General features: G+C 64.5%; 17 protein-coding genes. 7 read left to right on the forward strand and 10 right to left on the reverse strand.

The genetic code is table 11. The features are described from left to right. Positions 1–86 precede the first annotated feature (86 nt). Positions 87–566, forward strand: coding sequence for a DUF6764 family protein (locus CH306_RS04545; RefSeq protein ID WP_032395976.1), 480 nt, complete (start codon positions 87–89; stop codon positions 564–566). A 320-nt stretch (positions 567–886) separates the two neighbouring features. On the opposite strand, the gene CH306_RS04550 is transcribed toward CH306_RS04545, so the two are convergent. From CH306_RS04550 to CH306_RS04560, 3 genes are all read right to left on the reverse strand, one after another. Then, positions 887–1,906 (reverse strand): hemolysin family protein, encoded by a 1,020-nt coding sequence (locus CH306_RS04550; RefSeq protein ID WP_094645762.1) that lies wholly within the window; start codon positions 1,904–1,906, stop codon positions 887–889. Then, entirely contained in the window at positions 1,903–3,306 is a 1,404-nt protein-coding gene (locus CH306_RS04555; protein ID WP_094630407.1) for a hemolysin family protein, read from the reverse strand. The genes CH306_RS04550 and CH306_RS04555 overlap by 4 nt, the downstream gene beginning before the upstream one ends. A 131-nt stretch (positions 3,307–3,437) precedes the next feature. Next, positions 3,438–3,869, reverse strand: coding sequence for a universal stress protein (locus tag CH306_RS04560; RefSeq protein WP_230596844.1), 432 nt, complete (start codon positions 3,867–3,869; stop codon positions 3,438–3,440). A gap of 89 nt (positions 3,870–3,958) precedes the next feature. Between CH306_RS04560 and CH306_RS04565 the strand changes: the two genes are divergently transcribed. From CH306_RS04565 to CH306_RS04575, 3 genes are read left to right on the forward strand one after another with little or no spacing between them, the layout of a single operon-like run. Then, a complete protein-coding gene (locus CH306_RS04565; RefSeq protein ID WP_032395980.1) occupies positions 3,959–4,948 on the forward strand; it encodes a Bug family tripartite tricarboxylate transporter substrate binding protein in 990 nt (329 codons plus the stop codon). Continuing rightward, positions 4,945–5,475, forward strand: a complete 531-nt coding sequence (locus CH306_RS04570) for a tripartite tricarboxylate transporter TctB family protein (protein ID WP_032395981.1) — start codon at positions 4,945–4,947, stop codon at positions 5,473–5,475. Before CH306_RS04565 ends, CH306_RS04570 begins: the two co-directional genes overlap by 4 nt. 16 nt (positions 5,476–5,491) lie before the next feature. Continuing rightward, a complete protein-coding gene (locus CH306_RS04575) occupies positions 5,492–6,997 on the forward strand; it encodes a tripartite tricarboxylate transporter permease (RefSeq protein WP_032395982.1) in 1,506 nt (501 codons plus the stop codon). A gap of 102 nt (positions 6,998–7,099) precedes the next feature. Here the strand turns inward: CH306_RS04575 and CH306_RS04580 are convergent, their stop codons facing one another. Next, on the reverse strand, positions 7,100–8,173 hold the full coding sequence (locus CH306_RS04580; protein WP_094645763.1) for an alkene reductase: 1,074 nt from the start codon (positions 8,171–8,173) through the stop codon (positions 7,100–7,102). A 198-nt stretch (positions 8,174–8,371) separates the two neighbouring features. Beyond that, positions 8,372–10,552, reverse strand: a complete 2,181-nt coding sequence (locus CH306_RS04585) for a glutamine synthetase III family protein (RefSeq protein ID WP_032395984.1) — start codon at positions 10,550–10,552, stop codon at positions 8,372–8,374. Positions 10,553–10,743: 191 nt separating this feature from the next. Here CH306_RS04585 and CH306_RS04590 point away from each other — a divergent pair, with 191 nt between their 5' ends. Both CH306_RS04590 and CH306_RS04595 read left to right on the forward strand, forming a co-directional pair. Beyond that, entirely contained in the window at positions 10,744–11,211 is a 468-nt protein-coding gene (locus tag CH306_RS04590) for an SRPBCC domain-containing protein (protein ID WP_032395985.1), read from the forward strand. 28 nt (positions 11,212–11,239) lie between these two features. After that, positions 11,240–11,680, forward strand: coding sequence for an SRPBCC family protein (locus CH306_RS04595; protein ID WP_094645764.1), 441 nt, complete (start codon positions 11,240–11,242; stop codon positions 11,678–11,680). 6 nt (positions 11,681–11,686) lie between these two features. Here CH306_RS04595 and CH306_RS04600 read toward each other — a convergent pair whose 3' ends face one another. Then, positions 11,687–12,508, reverse strand: a complete 822-nt coding sequence (locus CH306_RS04600) for a class I SAM-dependent methyltransferase (protein WP_094645765.1) — start codon at positions 12,506–12,508, stop codon at positions 11,687–11,689. Positions 12,509–12,732: 224 nt separating this feature from the next. On the opposite strand from CH306_RS04600, the gene CH306_RS04605 reads away from it, so the two are divergent. Beyond that, positions 12,733–14,085, forward strand: coding sequence for an MFS transporter (locus tag CH306_RS04605; RefSeq protein ID WP_094645766.1), 1,353 nt, complete (start codon positions 12,733–12,735; stop codon positions 14,083–14,085). Between the two features lie 75 nt (positions 14,086–14,160). On the opposite strand, the gene CH306_RS04610 is transcribed toward CH306_RS04605, so the two are convergent. The 4 genes from CH306_RS04610 to CH306_RS04625 all read right to left on the reverse strand — a co-directional run bounded on the left by CH306_RS04610 (position 14,161) and on the right by CH306_RS04625 (position 19,271). Further along, positions 14,161–15,603, reverse strand: a complete 1,443-nt coding sequence (locus CH306_RS04610) for a fatty acid desaturase family protein (RefSeq protein ID WP_094645767.1) — start codon at positions 15,601–15,603, stop codon at positions 14,161–14,163. A gap of 24 nt (positions 15,604–15,627) precedes the next feature. Continuing rightward, positions 15,628–16,725, reverse strand: a complete 1,098-nt coding sequence (locus CH306_RS04615) for a ferredoxin reductase (protein ID WP_179272981.1) — start codon at positions 16,723–16,725, stop codon at positions 15,628–15,630. A 99-nt stretch (positions 16,726–16,824) separates the two neighbouring features. Continuing rightward, positions 16,825–18,321, reverse strand: coding sequence for an FAD-dependent oxidoreductase (locus tag CH306_RS04620; RefSeq protein ID WP_094645769.1), 1,497 nt, complete (start codon positions 18,319–18,321; stop codon positions 16,825–16,827). 44 nt (positions 18,322–18,365) lie between these two features. Beyond that, positions 18,366–19,271 carry an AurF N-oxygenase family protein gene (locus CH306_RS04625; protein ID WP_045200329.1) on the reverse strand — a complete coding sequence of 302 codons (906 nt, stop codon included), beginning with the start codon at positions 19,269–19,271 and terminating at the stop codon, positions 18,366–18,368. Positions 19,272–19,308: the final 37 nt, after the last annotated feature.

The raw sequence follows: 19,308 nt of genomic DNA on the forward strand, positions 1-19,308 counted from the left end.
GGGAGTCGGGTCCCCAGTAACACGGCCCAGCGACCGTCACGCTCGGCACACCGGTGCCGACGCACCGATCTCGGGAGGCATTCACCATGTTCCACACCAAGAGGATTGTCGGCGGAGCCGCAGCATTCGGATTCGCCTGCGCGTTCGCGGCACTGGTACCCGGCACCGCATCAGCAGCGCCGGTCGCATGCACCACCGCACCGGGAGGGGCGGATATCGCTGCGATCCTCGGAGGATCGCAGTGCGACAGCTCCGCAGACGTCGCGAGTGCAGCGGCCGGCCTCGGCCTCGAGGGGTGGGGTTCGGCCGAGGCAATGAACAATGCCGCAGCCCTTGCACTCGGACTGAACGGTGGAACCGCAGTCAGCAACGGCAGTTTCGGTGGTGCGCCTGCAGCGATCGCATTCGGCCCCGGTGCCGTGGCACAGAACACGGCAGCCGGCCTCGGGCTCTCCATCGCGGTGGCAGCACCGGGATCCACCGTCACCCTCACCCCGACCGGCGCGGTGTGCGACGGTGCCGGAATCGCGGGCAGCTTCACCACCCTGCAGGGCTGCATCGGCTGACGTGCGCCACGGGGGGCGAGTGCGCGATATGGATGTCACCGACGGCCGCGTGATCTAGAGTCTGAATGACCCACAGTCTCGGTCACCCACAGTCTCGGAACGCGAGTCGGCAACGACCCGCTGAACAAGGAGTTCGACGGCAATGATGTCCTACCTGCTCTACGACGTTCTGCTCCCCCAACTCGGCCACGACGTCGCGTCGTACTGGGCACACCTGCTGGTTGTCGCCCCGGTCTGAGATCTACGACCCGATACGACAAAGCATCCCCGCTCGGCCACGCAGGCCGGGCGGGGATGCCTCGTTCGAAGGCGGAATCGAATCAGACGGGTTGGGGCAACAGCCGCGTCAGCACATCGGACAGTGTCACGACGCCGACGCTGCGCGCCGGATCGTCAGCGGCAGCAGAACCGTCGACCACCAGCGCCAGGTGGTGCCTGGTCTCCCGCATCGACTGCAGCGCAACGTACACCGGGGTCGTCGCCTCCAGCGTGTACGCCGGACGCGTGATCTCGGCGAGGGTCTGCGGTGCGGTCAACGTGTCGCGGACGTGCACCACGCCCTTGACCACATCCGCGTCGCTGACCAGGATCCGCAGATGCCCCGAGCGACGCGAGGCCTCGCGCACGTCGTCGATGGTCGCCGTCGACGGTACCGACGTGGGCTTGCCGAACTCGCGCACCAGGTCACCGACCGTCAGCTCCTGCAGTTCGAGCGCACTCGAGATCTGCGCCTGGTAGCTGGCATCGAGAGCACCGACATTCACCGAATGCTCCACCAGCTGACGCAGATCGTCCGCGTTCTGGCCCGTGCCCACGGTGTCGGCCGGCTCGACGCCGACCCGCCGCAGGCACCAGTTGGCCATGTTGTTCAGCGCCGTCAGCACCGGACGGGTGAGAAACATGAAGCCGCGCATCGGGATTGCGAGCATCGTCGCGGACTTCTCCGGATGGGCGATGGCCCAGGACTTCGGAGCCATCTCTCCGACCACCAGGTGCAGGAAGGTGACGACGATCAGCGCGAGCACGAAGCCGAGAACGTCGGCGAACCAGTACGGCAGGCCGCCGCTCTCGAACAGCGGCGTGAGCCAGTAGTGCACGGCCGGTTTGGTCGTCGCACCGAGACCGAGGGTGCAGACGGTGATACCCAGCTGGGAGCCGGCGAGCAGGACTGTCAGCTCGGACGAGCTGCGCAGAGCTGCCCGCGCAGAGCGTGAATTGGGAGCGGCGTCCTCGAGTCGGTGCCGCTTGGCGGCCAACAGCGCGAACTCGACGGCGACGAAGAAGGCACTGGCAGCGATGAGGCCGATCGTGACGGCCAGGAAGACCCAGATGTTGCTCATCGGTGCACACTTTCCTTCGTCTCGGCCGACTCGTCGTCGTGCTCGGGGTCACGCTCGCCGAGCGTCAGGGTCAGCAGGGACGGGACGTGGCTGTCGATCTCTTCGATCTCCAGGATCACGAAGCGAACGGGACTCTCCTCGTCGTTCGCCAGATCGGCGTTGTCCGGTGGTAGGTCCACTTCGATCCGTTCCCCGACGTCGGGGAGAGATCCGTTGTGCGCGATGGCGAAACCGGCGATGGTCTCGTAATCGCCCTCGGGAAGATCGATGCCGATCGCTCGCTCGACCTCGTCGACGTGTACCTCACCGGCCATTGTCCAGCTGCCGTCGTCGGCACTGACCGGGCTCGGATCGGACAGGTCGTCGTCGTGCTCGTCGGTGATCTCGCCGACCAGTTCCTCGGCCAGGTCCTCGATCGTGATGACACCGGTCAGACCGCCGTATTCGTCGATCACACAGGCCAATTGGTTCTTCGTCGAGCGCAACTCGCGCATCGCGTCGGGCAGGCTCTGAATCTCCGGGAGGATCAGCGCGTCCCGCGTGAGCTCGGAGATCGGGGTGGACCCCGGCACCGTCGCGGACAGGACGTCCGCGAGATGGACGACGCCGACGATGCCGTCGTCCTCGTCGAGCACCGGATATCGAGAATGCTCCTGGCCCATCAGAGCCGCGACCTCGGCAAGGGTGTCGGTGTCTCGGACCGTGGCCGAGCGCGAACGCGGAATCATCGCGTGTTCGACTGTGCGAGTTGGGAAGTCGAGGATACGGTCGAGCAGTGTCGACAGTTCGTCGGGCAGATCGCCTGTCTCGCGTGAGTCCGAGACGATGTGCTCGAGGTCGCGCAGGCTGGCCGAATGCTCCACGTCGTGCACCGGCTCGATCTTGAGCGCTTTGAGCAGCAGGTTCGACGACTGGTCGAAGATGGTGATCAACCAGCCGAAGAGTTTGAGGTAGATGGTGGTCGAGAGCGACAGCCAGCGGGCCACCGGCTCGGGACGCGCGATGGCGAAGTTCTTCGGAAACAGTTCACCGAAGAGCATCTGCACGAATGTCGCGAACGTGATCGCCAGTACGGCACCGAGTCCGACACCGACGGCCGTCGGAACCCCGACGCCGCCCAGTATCGCGCCGAACGACTGCCCGATCAGCGGTTCGGCCACGTAGCCGACGAGCAGGCCGGTGACCGTGATGCCCAACTGCGCACCGGACAGCATGAAGGAGGTGCGTTTGGTGACCGTCAACGTCCGAGCCGCGACGGCGTCACCGGCCTCGGCGCGAGCCTTGAGCCGGGAGCGGTCGACGGTCATGTACGCGAATTCCTGGGCTACGAAGTAGCCGGTCGCGACGGTGATGAGAAAAACGACGAGCAGGCCGAGCAAGAGAGTGAGCACTACGCTCATTCGCCGGACACCGCCTCGCACGTAGTAGCCGTAGTGCGGGGAGCCGTGTCCGGCCCGGGTTTATCGCTGTCCATGATTCCTCAGGGTCGTGTGGTGAGAGTTTTGTCCGATACTACCGTGCGACGTCGTGGTCACGGTGCCTTGACGACGAGAACGGGCACCGGGCAGTCGAGCAGCACTCTCTGCACGGTGCTGCCCATCAAGAACTTGCCGACCGCGGATCGACGCTTGGAACCGATGACGACCATTCCCGCACCGACGTCCGCGACGAGGTCGACCAGAGCACCGGCCGGGTCTCCGCCGTCGGGTTCCACTCGAACCATGGTCGCGATACCGGGCAGAGTCCGTTCGACCTCGGCCTGCGCGGAGTTGCGGTCGTCCGCGGACACCGAATCCCGGTCCACCACGGACAATACGATCAACGGAGCCTGACGAAGTTCGGCCTCGGCGGCACCGCGACGCAACGCTTCCTGCCCCTCCGGTGTGTTGCTCATCGCCACTGCCACTGCGCTCGATACCGACACGTTCTCTCCCGTTGTTCGTTGCTCGTTGGTCGTATCCACCGAGGATCACCTCGGAGAGTTGTGAACTGGACTAATCAGACAAACTGTATCTAACCTGACGCTGTGACACACCACACGAAAGGTCTCTGATGGCGATATCGCCCACACTGCTACGGACGGTCGGCGCATTGGTGGTGGTGGGAGCGGTGACCGTGGCAGGTATCGATGCCGCTCGCAGCGCCAGCGGCTCGGACGCACGAGCGAAACTGACGCTGATCGCGCCCGCCGCCGCAGGTGGCGGCTGGGATCTCGTCGCCCGTGAATCGCAGCAGGCACTGCGCAGCGACGGCATCGTCAACAACGCCCAGGTCGTCAACGTCCCCGGTGCAGGCGGCACCATCGGTCTGAGCCAGCTCGAGAACCTGAGCGGACAACCCACCACCGTCATGATCACCGGCACCGTCATGCTCGGCGGCATCGCGATCAACAACTCCGAGACCACTCTGGCCGACACCGTCCCGATCGCGAAACTGGCCGAGGACTTCGAAGTGTTCGTCGTGCCGAGGGATTCACCGATCCAGAATCTCGAAGACATGATCGAGGCGTGGCGGGCGAACCCCGGAGGACTTCCGATCGGCGGCGGTTCGCTCGGCGGCATCGACCACATCGTCGCGGGCCAGTTGGCACAGGAAGCCGACATCGATCCGGCCGCAATCAATTACATCGCCTACTCCGGCGGCGGTGAAGTACTCACGTCACTGCTGTCGAACACCGTCGGTGTGGCAGTGAGTGGGTTCAACGACTTCCGCGATCAGATCGAGGCGGGCAATGTGCGCGCACTCGCAGTCGCCGCGCCCGAGCCCCTCGAGGGATTCGACGTGGACACGTTCATCGAACAGGGGTACAACGTCGACCTCGTCAACTGGCGCGGAATCGTTGCCCCACCCGGCATCTCGGACGAGGACCGACAGACGCTGGTCGAGATCGTCTCCGAGATGGTCGAGACCGAACAGTGGGCCACGGCCGTCGAACGCAACCGCTGGAAGGAATCGGTTCTGACCGGAGACGAATTCGGAGAGTTCCTCGACGTCGAACAGACACGTATCACCGGAATTCTCGAGGAGTTGGGACTGGTATGACAACGACGACCACCGACACGGACACATCCCGATCGTTCTGGACGGGCCGCAGTGGACTGATCGTTCCGGCGCTGCTCGTCGCACTCGGAGCCTTCCTGGTCTACGGAACCGTCACGATGCAGGTTCCGCCCACCGCCACATCACCTGGCCCGCAGGTCTTTCCGGCCATCGTTGCAGGAGGCTGCTTCGTCGTCGCCCTGCTGGTCACCCTTCAACTGTTGATCAAGCCCGACGTCGTCGACCGTGGGGTGGACGGCGACGGCGTGCCGCACACCGGCACCGTCAGCAACTGGCGAACCCTGTCGATCACCGTCGGATCGGTGGCGGTGTTCATCGCACTGCTCGATCCGCTCGGGTGGGTTCTCGCCGGCGCGCTGTTGTTCTGGGGTGTCTCGATCGGATTGGGCGGTCGCCGTTACGTATTCGACGCCGCCGTCGCTCTGCTGGTCTCGAGCGCGGTTCAGATCGCATTCTCCGCGGGCCTCGGCCTGACCCTCCCCGGCGGCGTTCTCGCCCAGATCTTCTGACGGAGCTGAACTTACGATGGATTCACTGAGCAATCTGATCGACGGGTTCGGCACCGCGCTGACCCCGATGAACCTGGTCTGGGTGTTCGTCGGCGCGCTGCTCGGCACCGCCGTCGGCGTCCTACCCGGTCTCGGCTCCGCCATGGCGGTGGCCCTGCTGCTGCCCGTCACCTTCACCCTCGACCCCACCGCAGCGCTGATCATGTTCGCCGGCGTGTATTTCGGCGGCCTGTTCGGCGATTCCATCTCCGGCATCCTGATGAACACACCCGGCAACAGCACCGCGATCGCCGGGACGTTCGAGGGGCACCGGATGGCCAAGAACGGCCGCGCCCCACAGGCTTTGGCCACCTCCGCCATCGGAGCGTTCATCGGCGGCATCGTCGCCACCACCCTGGTGGTGTTCTTCGCTCCCACCCTTGCGTCGTTGGCGACGAACTTCGGCCCGGCCGAGTACCTGGCCCTCGCGGTGTTCGCGTTCATCGCCACCTCGGCCGTGGTCTCGGACTCGGCCCTCAAAGGCCTGACCGCACTCCTGATCGGCCTCACCCTGGCCGTGATCGGCATCGACGGCCCCTCGGGCGCTTCACGATTCACGTTCGAGGTACCCGCCCTGTTCGACGGCATTCACATCGTCGTCATCACCGTCGCGATGCTCGCGCTCGGTGAGGTCATCCACATCGCGTCCAAGATCGGTCGACCCGAGGATCGCAGCCTGATCAAGTCGCAGGGACGCCCCTGGCTGAGCAAGGCCGAGTTCCGCGATGCGATGCCGGCGTGGTTGCGCGGCACGGCATTCGGTGTGCCGTTCGGTGTGATCCCCGCAGGTGGTGCCGAAGTGCCGAGCTTCCTGGCGTACGGCACCGAGCGCAGACTCGATCGCAAGCGCACGAAGCCGATGTTCGGAAAGGGTGCCATTCGCGGTGTCGCGGGACCCGAGGCAGCCGGCAACTCCACGGCCGGTACGGCCATGGGAGCGCTTCTGGCCCTGGGTCTTCCGACGTCGGCGACGGCGGCCATCATGTTGGCTGCCTTCCAGCAGTACGGCATGCAGCCCGGACCGCTGTTGTTCGAGCGCAGCGGCGACATCGTCTGGGCCCTACTGGCCAGCCTGTTCGTGGCGATGATCGTGCTGTTGATCCTCAACCTGCCGTTCGCACCGTTGTGGGCGCAGTTGCTCAAGATCCCGAAGAACTACCTCTACGCCGGCATCTCGGTGTTCGCGGCCCTCGGCGTGTACGCATCGAGTGCCTCGATCGTGGATCTGATCTTCATGCTCGGGCTCGGCATAGTCGGATTCATGATGCGCCGATACGACATTCCGTTGGCACCGGTGTTGATCGCGGTGATCCTCGGCCCGCTGGCCGAGGAGTCACTCCGACGCGCACTGGCCGTCAGCGAGGGCGACCCGTCGATCCTGGTCGGCAGCGCGATCACCATCGTGCTCTACGCACTGATGATCATCGCCGTGGTGTTCTCGATCGTCAGCAAGATCAGGGCCCGCAAGACCGCCGACTTCTAGTGCGCTCCGCGCAGTGGTGCGGCTCTGTTCTCGGGTCGTTCCGCAGGCTCCACCCCTGCGTGCCCTCAGGGGCACTCGACCGCACCACTGCCGCAGGCACTCTCAGTGCTGCAGGGCCGGGTAATCCGTGTAGCCCTTGGCACCATCGGTGTAGAAGGTGCTCGGATCGGGCTCGTTCAACGGCAGATCCTCGCGCCAACGGTAGGCGAGGTCGGGGTTCGCGATCGCCGGACGGCCGACGACAACTGCGTCGCCGATTCCGTTGTCGAGGAGTGAGAGCGCCTCGTCGCGGGTGGTGATCTCACCGAAGCCACTGTTGACGAGCACCGGTCCGCCGAACGCCTGTCGCAGATCCTGGACCAGATCGCCCGACGGATCCTTGTGCAGCACACTGAGGTACGCCAGTCCCAGCGGCGCGAGCCGCTCGACCAACGCACGGTAGGTGGCGCGCACGTCGTCGGCGTCCGTCTCGAGCGCATCCTGGATGTTGTGCTCGGGAGAGATGCGAATTCCGACCTTGCCCGCTCCGAGAGCAGCGACCACTGCTTCGACGACCTCGGCCACGAAGCGCACCCGGTTTTCCGGCGAGCCACCGTAGGCGTCGTCGCGCTGGTTCGAGGCGGGCGAGAGGAACTCGTGCAACAGGTAGCCGTTGGCACCGTGAATCTCGACGCCGTCCATTCCGGCGGCGATGGCATTCTTCGACGCCTGCACGAAATCTGCGATCACGGAGGGCAATTCGTCTTCGCGCAGCGCACGCGGGGTGGGGTACGGCTTCTTACCCTCGTAGGTGTGGGTGTCCCCCTCGATGGCGATGGCACTGGGTCCGACGACCTCGTGGCCACCCGTCGTCGCCTCGTGCGTCACCCGACCGGCGTGCATCACCTGCGCGACGATCAGTCCGCCGTCGGCATGCACCGCGTCGGCGACATTGCGCCAGCCGGCGATCTGCTCGTCCGTCACCAGGCCCGGCTGACCCGGGAAGCCCTGGCCGGCGCGGCTCGGGTAGGTGCCTTCGCTGACGATCAGCCCCAGCGATGCGCGCTGCTTGTAGTGCTCGACCACCAGCGGGCCCGGCACACCGTCCTTGCCGGAACGCACGCGTGTCAACGGGGCCATCACCAACCGGTTGTCGAGCTTCAGCTCACCGAGTGCCAACGGGGAAAACAACTTCATGAATCTCTCTCCTCACGAGTGCGTGCACAGTCTTTGCCACTGTCCACTCCGAACCCGAAAGATCCATCGAGCTATTCCGACTCGAGATATTGCTCACCCCGAACACAACAGTGGTGTGGATAAGTGCCCTCCGGGGCATTTATCCACACCACTGCGCTACCCGGTCGTTCCGCAGGCTCCACTCCTGCCCGCAGCGCACTACAGGATGTACAGCATCTCCTGGTACGTCGGCAGCGGCCAGAGATCGTCCGCCACCATTGCCTCGAGGGTGTCCGCGGCAGATCGAACGGCGGCCATTGCCGGCAGCAGTTCGTCCTTCGCGTGTGTCGCCTCGGCGAGTGCCTCGCCGCCGGGATCGGCTTCGAGGGCGGTCTTCAACGTCGTCAACGCTGCGCGCAGCTCCGACAGTGGAGCCGACACTGCTTGCAGCGCAGTCATGTCCACATCGTCGACACCGGCACCCTTGAGCGCGCTGACGTTCTGCGCCAACTCGGTCTGGTATCGCACCGCTGCGGGCAGGATGGAGGTCTGGCCCATCTCGAGGGTCAGACGAGCCTCGACGAACACCGTCAACGCGTACTGTTCGAGTCCCACCTCGTAGCGCGAGTGCATCTCACGGTGGTTGAAGACCTTGTACTTCTCGAACAGCTCCATGGCCGAATCCGAGATCAGCTCCGGCAACGCGTCGAGCGTCGTACGCAGGTTCGGTAGACCGCGTGCCTCGGCCTCGATCTGCCAGTTGTCGGAGTAGCCGTCGCCGTTGAACACCACGGCGCCGTGTTCGGTGATGATCTCCGTCAACAGGTTCTGCACCGCGGTGTCGAAATCGGTGCCGTCGGCGACGGCCGTCTCGAGGTTGGTCGCCATGTAGTCGAGAGCCTCGGCCATGATCGTGTTGATCGTGACCATGGGGCCGTTGACGGTCTGCATCGAACCGGGTGCACGGAACTCGAACCTGTTGCCGGTGAAGGCGAACGGGCTGGTTCGGTTGCGGTCACCGGGATCGGTCGGCAGCACGGGCAGGGTGTCGGCACCGATCATCATGGTGCCCTTACCCTTCGACGAGGTGGCCGCGCCCTTGGCGATCTGATCGAACACGTCGGCGAGCTGATCGCCGAGGAAGATCGAGATGATCGCGGGCGGAGCCTCGTTCGCGCCGAGGCGGTGATCGTTGGTCGCCGACGCCACCGACGCGCGCAGCAGACCGCCGTACTTGTGTACCGCGCGGATGACGGCGGCACAGAAGACCAGGAACTGCGCGTTGTCGTGTGGGTTGTCGCCGGGAACCAGCAGCGATCCGAGGTCGGAGTTTCCGAGCGAGAAGTTGACGTGCTTGCCGGAGCCGTTGACGCCCTCGAAGGGCTTCTCGTGGAACAGGCACTCCATGCCGTGCTTCTTGGCGATGGTCTTGAACGTCGTCATCAGCAGTTGCTGGTGATCGGCCGCGATGTTTCCGCGCTCGAACATCGGGGCGATCTCGAACTGTCCGGGTGCGACCTCGTTGTGCCTGGTCTTGGCCGGGATGCCGAGCTTGAACAGCTCGCGTTCGGTGTCCATCATGAAGCCGAGCACCCGCTCGGGGATGGCACCGAAGTAGTGATCGTCGAACTCCTGGCCCTTGGGCGGCTTCGAGCCGAACAGGGTGCGGCCCGCATTGAGCAGGTCCGGCCGGGCGAGGAAGAAGTGCCTGTCGACGAGGAAGTACTCCTGCTCGGGGCCGCAGAACGAGACGATGTTCTCGACGTTCTCGTGGCCGAAGAGCTTCAGGATGCGCTCGGCATGACCGCCCATCGCCTGCTGGCTGCGCAGCAGCGGCGTTTTGTGGTCGAGGGCTTCACCGGTCATCGAGACGAACACCGTCGGGATACAGAGAGTGTTGCCGTTCGGGTTCTCGAGCACGTATGCCGGGCTGGTGACGTCCCAGCCGGTGTATCCGCGCGCCTCGAACGTGTTGCGCAGGCCGCCGTTGGGGAAGCTCGATGCGTCGGGCTCGCCCTGGATCAGGGTCTTGCCCGCGAATTCCGCGAGTGCGCTGCCGTCACCGACCGGATCGAAGAAGCTGTCGTGCTTCTCGGCCGTCAACCCGGTGAGCGGGTAGAAGACGTGCGCGTAGTGCGTCGCGCCTTTCTCGAGTGCCCAGTCCTTCATCGCCGACGCGACAGCGTCGGCGACCATGGGGTCGAGCTTCTTGCCTTTGTCGATCGTTGCCATCACCGATTTGAAGACCGATTTGGGCAGACGCTTCTGCATGACGACCTTGCTGAAGACGTTCTCACCGAAGATCTCGCCCGGCTTCTCGTCTCCGACGAAGCTGACCGCAGGCGGTACATACGCCTCGACGTCTTTGATCGCCTGCAGGCGGACGGTATTTCCACTCATGGCTACCCCTTGACAAGGTGCTGCTCCGCACCTGGATTGTGCGGAGTCCGACCCGGCGACTGTACGAACGATTGGTGGCGGTCGTGTTTCGTCGCTGTGTCCACTGCGAGGCAAAAACGGCGATCGGAGTTTCTTTCCCCGCAGCCGGGGGTAAGTCCGTAGCCAGCACAAACAACTGAAAGGCGTGTTCCATGACCGACGAGTTGACCGTTCGGCGCGTGATCGACGCTCCCCCCGCCTCCGTGTTCACCGCGCTCGTCAACCCCGAGGTCCAGGCCGCGGTCGACGGCTCGGAAATGCTGCGTGGGGCTATCGACCCGATGCCGTTGGGGGCCGTGGGCGACACCTTCGCGATGGACATGTATCAGCCGGAGCTCGGCGAGTACGTCATGGAGAACACCGTGTTCGTGTTCGAGCAGGACCGGCGCATCGGATGGATTCCTCGTCGTCGAGGCATGGAGCCTCGCGGTACGCGGTGGTCCTGGGAGCTCGACGCGGTCTCCGAGGATCGCACTGCCCTGACTCAGGTCTACGACTGGTCACGCGTCACCGACCAGGAGTTCAGGAAGATGGCCGGCTTCCCCCGGGTGACCGAGGATCAGATCGTCGACACCATGCGCCGTCTCGCCGACCATCTCGGCGTCCGCCTCGAAGACTGATCCACACGAAGAAGAAAGAGAGAGCGTCATGGTCGACGTCACCAGAACATTCACCGCCGCAGTGGAGATCGAGAAGGCAGCGGCATTTCTCCGGGACTTCTCCAATGCGGCAGCGTGGGATCCCGGGACCCAGAGTTGTACACAGATTTCCGACGGTCCGGTTGCCGTCGGCACGCAGTGGCACAACGTTTCGAAGTTGTTCGGTATCACCACCGAACTGGCCTACACATTGGTCACCGACGAGCCCGATCACGTCGTGTTCGAAGGTGAGAACAAGACGGCCACGAGCGTCGACGACATCACGTTGACCGCCGAAGGACCGCGCTCGACCCGAGTCGACTACCACGCGAAAATCGAATTCAACGGTGCCGCCAAGGTGGCCGGCCCGTTTCTGAAGGCAGGGTTCGAGGCCAAGGTCGCGCCGGATACGGTGGAGAAGATGACCGAGGCACTCGAGCGATTGGGCTGAGGGCCCTTACTTTCGCGCGACGACGGTGAAGTTGTCCGCCGAGCTCGTCGGAGCGTCGGGGGCCACGATCGAACCGTCGTCGGCGAAGATCTCGGAGATGGTGAATCCGGCGTCGGTCACCAGTCGTCGCACATCCGTCACCGTGGTGAAGTGCATGAACGGAGCGAAATCGTGCGCAGCGAGCGGAGCGACGGCCCACGTTCCGCGATCGACGACTCGACTGCGCGCAGACCACCAATTGGCAACGCTACGAACGACTCCGGCGGGATCGAGCAGTCGCCTGCCGACGGCGGTCACGATGCGCTCGAGTGAGAACGTGAATTTCTGGGTCGGCCTGCTCAGCTGAAACGGCTTCTCCCCGAACGACGGTCCGTTGCGGTTGAGAGTGGAGAAGACCAGAGTTCCGGACTCGCCGAGGACTCGGTGGAATTCTGCCAGTACCCGACGGCGTTCATCGTGTGTCACGGTGTCGATTCCGTTGTTGCTGAACACAACCAAGCCGAACTCCCCGTCGGCGAAGTCCGCGAGATCACGTGCGTCGGCCACGTGCGCCGGTAGGTCGGGAAAGTTCCGTCGAAAGCTCGCGATCATGTTCGGTGCGTAGTCGATCGCGACGTAGTTGTCGCTGAGCAGTCGCAGCAGCGCCGTGGTTCGGCCGCTGCCGACGCCCACATCCAGTACCGGTCTCCCGCGAGCAACCCCGGCTGCTGCGACCAGCGCCGCCGCCTCCCCACGGTCGAGAAACCCATCGGTGGGACCCGCGTACTCCACGTATGCAGCGGCTACCCGCGCGCTGTCGAACACGTCTCGATTGTGGTCTATGGACATACGAACACCTCCGCTTCACCGACCGCAGAAACGGGCTCTCCGCCCCCGTGACGAAACGGTACCGGCGAACCCTGAGGTGCGCCTGAGTCGAACCCTCGGCGGACGTGCGCACTCTCCGCCACCCACACCCCCATCCGGGGGTATTCGTGGGGTGACCCGTGTCACTACCGTTCGTCGCACTCGGTATCGCACATTTACCCGATACCCGACAAAACGGAGGAACAATGACCACTGTCTCACCCGACGACCCGGGTGTGTCCGCGTCGACGCCACCTGCGGTGCAGACCAAGACCAGTGTCCGCCGGGTCGCTGTCGCCAGTGGCATCGGCACGACGATCGAGTTCTACGACTTCTTCATCTACGGCACCGCAGCAGCGCTGGTCTTCCCGACGATCTTCTTCCCGGCCCTCGGCTCCACCGCAGGCACGGTGGCCTCGTTCGCGACGTTCGCCGTCGCGTTCATCGCCAGGCCCGTCGGCGCAGTGCTGTTCGGACACTTCGGTGACCGCATCGGCCGCAAGAAGACCCTGATCTCGACACTGCTGCTGATGGGTGTGTCCACGTTCGCGATCGGTCTGCTCCCCGGCGCCGAGACCATCGGCGTGGCCGCGCCGATCATCCTGGTACTGCTCAGGTTCGGACAAGGGTTCGCGGTCGGCGGCGAATGGGCCGGCGCGACCCTGCTCACGGCCGAATACGCACCGCCCGGCAAACGCGGGTTCTACGCGATGTTCCCCCAGCTGGGACCGTCGGCCGCCTTCATCTTCTCCAGCGCCACATTCCTCGCGACCGGCCTCCTGCTCGGCGATACCAACGCGACGTTCCTCAATTACGGTTGGCGAATCCCGTTCCTGCTCAGCGCCGTTCTGGTACTCATCGGCCTGTACATGCGGTTGGCCATCGAGGAGACCCCGGTCTTTCGCGCCAACAAACTCGTCGAGGAGCAGGCACCGGCGAACGCGGCTCCGACGAAACTGCCGATCTTCGACGCCTGGCGCATCCAGAAGCGCGAAATCATCACTGCTGCAGGTGCATTGGCATCACTGTTCGCCTTCTTCTACATGGGAACCGCGTACCTGACGAGCTACGGCACCAAGACACTCGGATTCGAGCGCCCGTTCGTGTTGATCACCGGAATCGGAGCCGCGGTGATCTTCGGAATCGCGATCGCAGTCTCTGCCACCTACTCCGATCGCGTGGGACGTCGGCGGGTGATCATGGGAGCGTGCATCATCGCGATACCCTGGTCGATCGCACTGTTCCCCGTTCTCGACACCGGGTCACCGGCAGCGTTCGTGATCGGCATGTGCGTCACGCTGGCCATCTTCGGAGTGGCCTACGGACCGACCGGAGCCCTGCTCCCCGAGCTGTTCCAGACTCGATTCCGTTACACCGGAGCAGGTTTGGGCTACAACCTCGCCGGAGTTCTCGGTGGAGCGATTCCGCCGATGCTCGCCGCACCGCTCACGGCCGCATTCGGCAGCATCTCCATCGGCGTCATGCTGGCCCTGTTGTCGGTACTGAGTCTGGTGTGCACCAAGAGGCTGATCGAGACCAAGGACGTCGACATGACCTGACCCACCACAACGCAGAACCGCGGCCACCCGGAAGTCGGGTGGCCGCGGTTCTTGTCGGCTCTCTACGGACGAAACTCAGTCGTCGCCGCGGGGCGGTGGCGCAACGTCGACGCCACCGGAGTTGTGCTCGGGCCCGGCTGCCGGGTGCCCGGCGGGCACGCGCCCACGCGTCTTCGCGGCCTCGCTGTCCTTGGTGGCACCCTCGGCGAACTTACGACGCCAGCTCTCCTCAGGCCGGTAGGGGCCCGGCTTCGGCCGAGTCTTGCCGCCCGGGAACGCCAGCCGTGCGATGGTCCGCTGGACCATGCCCCACTGCTTGAAGAACGGTCCGGTGTTGTACGGAAGTTCGTAGCGCTCGCAGATGTCCTTGATCTTCGGCGCGACGTCCGCGTAGCGAGTGCTGGGCATGTCCGGGTAGAGGTGGTGTTCCACCTGGTAGCTGAGGTTGCCGCTCATCAGGTGGAACAGTGGTCCGCCGTCGATGTTGGCGGCACCGACCAGCTGACGGACGTACCATCCGCCGCGAGTCTCGTTCTCGACCTCTTCCTGGCTGAAGGTGTAGGCCTGGTCGGGAAAGTGGCCGCAGAAGATGATCGCGTTCGACCAGACGTTGCGAATGATGTTGGCGGTGAAGTTGGCGGCCAACGTGGACAGGAACGTGCTCTCGACACCACTGAGGCGGCTGTCCAACAGAGCGGCCGTCCGGCGGTTCTTGCCGAACCGAGCCGACCCACGCAGCTTGGACGCCAGACGCGACCTCTTGCTCTCGGGCAACCGGCCACCCGAAGCCAGCTGCGCCAGCGCGAACGCACCGGCGCTGATGATCGGCCAGCCCACGTAGTCCTTGACGAACTGCTTACGAGCCTTGACGCCGATGCCCTTGAGGTCCTCGACGAGATCCTTGATCGGCTTCTCGCCACGACGGATGGCCTCGATGTCGAGATCGTGCAGGGCGACGCCCCACTCGAAGAACGCCATCAGCAGAACGTTGTAGAACGGCTGGGCCAGGTACGCAGGGTGCCACTTCTGACGTGGGTCGATACGCATGATCTCGTACCCGAGATCCTTGTCCTTGCCGCGAATGTTCGTGTACGTGTGGTGCACGTAGTTGTGGGAGTGCTTCCACGAACTGGCGGTGGAGGCGGTGTCCCAGTCCCACACGGACGAATGGATTTCCGGATCGTTCATCCAGTCCCACTGGCCGTGCATGACGTTGTGGCCGATCTCCATGTTCTCGAGGATCTTCGCGATCCCGAGGCATGTCGTTCCGGCGAGCCAGGCCGGCTTGCTGGTGGAGCCGAGAAGCAGCACACGCCCCGCGACCAGCAACTGACGCTGGGCGGCGATCACCGACGTGATGTACTTGCGATCCTTGTCACCGAGGCTGGCGTACACCTCGTCGTGGATCGCGTCGAACTCCTTGGCCAGTTCGGCAATGGTCTCGTCGCTCAGGTGTGCCAGCGGGTTCACCGGTTCGTCACTGGTGCCGGTACGCCTGGTGGTTTCGTCGATCGTCATGAATTCCCCTGTTCGATGTGTTGATCAGAGTTCGATTTCGATGTCGCCCTCAGCAGTGTTGACACAGATCCGAACCGCTTGCCCCGTAGGTTCGGAGATATCCCCGTTACGTAGGTCACGTAAACGCCCCTTCTTCAGGGTACCTACGCAGGTGTGACAGATGCCGATGCGGCAGCCGAACGTCAGATCCAGCCCGGCTTCTTCGCCTGCTGCGAGAATCGTTGTGCCGCCGTCACATTCGACGTCCTTCTTGCTGTTGAGGAACTTGACCGTGCCGCCCTCACCTGCATCGTCTCCGCCGCCGATGACGGGCTGGAAGCTCTCGTGATGGAATCTGTCGTAGTCGCCCTGGTCTTTCCAGTACGAGCGCAGATCGTCCAGATGTTCACCCGGGCCGGAGCAGAATGCTTCCCGCTCACGCCAATCCGGAACCAGCTCGTCCAGTTCGGAGGCCTTCATCCGCCCCTCGTCGCTGGTGATCCGCAACTTCACCGTGAGCCCGGCGTGCTTGGCTTCCAGCTCGTCGAGCGTGTCCGCGAACATCAACTGCTCGCGGTTGTGCACCGAGTGCACCACGACTGCATCGGTCACCTGATCGTGGTGGTCGAGGGCGCGCAACATGCTGATGATGGGCGTGATCCCGCTGCCCGCGCTGATGAAGACCATTTTTTCCGGAATCGGGCTCGGCAGAGTGAACTCACCCTCGACTTCGCTGAGCCGGACGATATCGCCCGTTCTGATGGTGCCCACCAGGTACGGCGAGACAGTGCCCGAGGGCACCAGCTTGGGGCTGACACTGACCAGGCCGTCCACCGGATCCGGATCGGAGGTGATCGAATACGCCCGCCAGTGGTACCGACCGTCGATGAGCACTCCGAGTCGGACGTACTGCCCGGGCGTGTGGCCCTGCCACTCGAAACCTGGACGGATGTACACCGAGACGGCCTCCGACCCCTCCGGAACCACCCGCTCGACCTTCCCTCGAAGTTCGCGAGTGGTCCACAGCGGATTGATCATCGACAGGTAGTCGTCGGGCCGGAGCGGATTGAACAACGATCGGACTGCGCGCAGCATCGTCCGTCTCACAAAAGAAACCTGGGGCTTGGCCCCCCGTTCAGCCATACTCAACGGTAACCCTGCGCGCCGCGCTGCACATCCGAATCGCTCAGACTCGAATGAGACTGCTACACAAGGTGAACAGAACCGAGCGATACCGGCCGGTCAGCGCACTCGCGAGACGCGGTCGCCCAGGGCCGCGCTCACTTTTCCGTACCACCCGAGCGGACGCGCAGACCCGCGTGTCGGCACGTCGGCCAGCAGCGCTTCGGCGGTTTCCTCGGCGTCGATCTTGTTGTCGCCGATGCCACCGGTGGCACCTCTCTTGGCCCAACCGACGACGTAACAGCCTGGAACCGGAGTGCCGTCGGCGGCGGTGATACGACCACCCTCGTTGCGAATGGTGCCCGTGATGTCGTCGAACGGAATGCCCGGCGACGGAGTTCCGCGGTATCCGATCGCGAGCAGCACCAGCTCCGACGAGAGAGTGACCGCGTGTTCACCCACCCCCACCTCGATGGACTCCACCGAGCCGCTTCCGTGCAGAGCAGCCGGTGCCCGGCCGAACGCAAAGACGATGCGGCGGCCCTGCACAGACGATCCCAGCTCGACTCGCGTTGCCCCGGCAAGAGCCGATGCGGGAGCGGACAACGGCAGCCGATCGATCGCGTCGACGATTCCGTCCGGACCTGCCACCACGACGTCGACGCCTGCCCGATCGACCAGAGCCTTGCACTCGGAACGAGTGAACGCCGCGAACTCGGGCCCACGACGGGCGAGTACGACGACCTCGTTCACTCGATGGCGACGCAGCTCGGCCAGCGCGTGCGGGGCGATCTCGGTTCCGTCGAGCCCGTCCGGGTCGGCGGTGAGGATACGAGCCGCGTCGAGCGCGACGTTGCCGTTTCCGATGATGGTGACGCGGTCGACGCCGGCGAGATCGATCGCGTCGGCGGGAACGTCGGGGTGGCCGGTGTACCAGCCCACCAGGGTGCGCGCGCTGACGGATCCGTCGAGGTCGATACCGGGAATCTCGAGGGACCGGTCCTTGTCGGCACCGACGGCGTAGACCACCGAATCGAACTTGCGGGCCAGTTCGACGTGGTCGACGTCCTTGCCGACCTCGACGCCCAGCTTCATCGTCACCCGAGGATGGGCGAAGATCCCACGGAAGTGCTCGCTGATGCGTCGGGTACCCAGGTGATCGGGAGCGACGCCGTAGCGGGCGAGACCGCCCGCGACGGGCAGCCGGTCGTAGAAGGTGACGCTGGTGCCGGGCACCCTCAGCAACGCCTGAGCGGTGTAGCAGGCCGCAGGCCCGGTTCCGACGATGGCGATGTCGATCGGCGGTAGGTCGTTGACCGTCGCCACCGGGAATCGGGGCGCGCCCCACTCGGCCACGGCGGGCTTGTCCTTGTAGTAGTCGGCGTTGATGTCGGCATAGATCTGCTGATCCGGCGTCAGTCTCGAGACGCGCGTGATCGCGTCCACCGGACACGCGTCGGCGCAGGCTCCGCAGTCGATGCACGAGCGCGGATCGATGTAGAGCAGCTCCGTCTTACCGAAGTCCGGCTCGTCGGGTGTCGGGTGAATGCAATTGACCGGACACACCGACAGGCAGGATGCGTCGTTGCAACAGTTCTGCGTGATCGCGAACGGCATGGGTTATCGGATGTCCTTCACGGCCTCGAGCGGGAGCGGTGCGATCAGAGCATGTGCAAGCGACGGTAGATCATCTCGGCCGGCTTGGTGATCAAACCGCAGTCGAGAAGAAATGCCATCAGGTGCTCGCTCGAAGTACGCATCATCGTGTGGTGGTGCGCGTTGTTCTTCGCTTCCTTCACCGCGCGGTCGACGTCGAGGCCCGCTGCTGCGTAGACCTCCTTGTTGACCATGTTGGACACGATCAGCCGAGCAGCGATCGCGACGACGAGCGCACTGGTCTTGCGGCGAGCCGGGCTCTTCTGGGCGATCTCCTCACGCATCTGAGCGCGCGCGAAGGTCATGTGCCGTGATTCCTCGACGACGTGGATCTTGCTGGTGGTGCGCACGAGTGGCAGCACGTTCTCGCCGCGCATCCAGTCGCGCTGCATGACGTCGAGCACCTCTTCGGCGACGAGGATGCCGCCGTAGGCGACCTCGGCGGACGCCAGAGCCTTGAAGCCGCGGCCGAGTTCGATGCTCGATCGACGCGGCAGGTATGCCTTGATGCCCATCTTCTGGCAGGCGCGGGCGAACATGATCGAGTGACGGCACTCGTCGGCGATCTCGGTGAGCGCGAACTGGAAGTCGGAGTTCGACGAGTCCTTGCAGTACTGATCGCGCAGAACCATCTGCTGCAGGATCATCTCGAACCAGATGCCGGTGCTCATGATGGAGCAGACCTCGTGGCGAGTGAGCGTGATGCGCTGCTCCTCGCTCATCTCGTCCCACAGCTTCGTCCCGTACAGGGTGCTCCACTCCGGATTGAGTCCGTAGAGGGAGGGATCGAGGTCGGCTTCCCAGTCGACTTCCTCGGACGGGTCGTAGGACAGCTGGGCGGCGGAATCGAGCAGACGAGCGGAAACGTCCTCCGGCTCGAGAACGTCGTTCCGGGACAGTGTGCTGGTCATCGCCGTGGTTCCTTCCATCGTCGAAAAGCTGTAGGTA

Origin of the sequence: Rhodococcus sp. 15-725-2-2b (assembly GCF_002259075.1) — a bacterium.
In the GTDB taxonomy this organism is placed as follows: Bacteria; Actinomycetota; Actinomycetes; order Mycobacteriales; family Mycobacteriaceae; genus Rhodococcoides.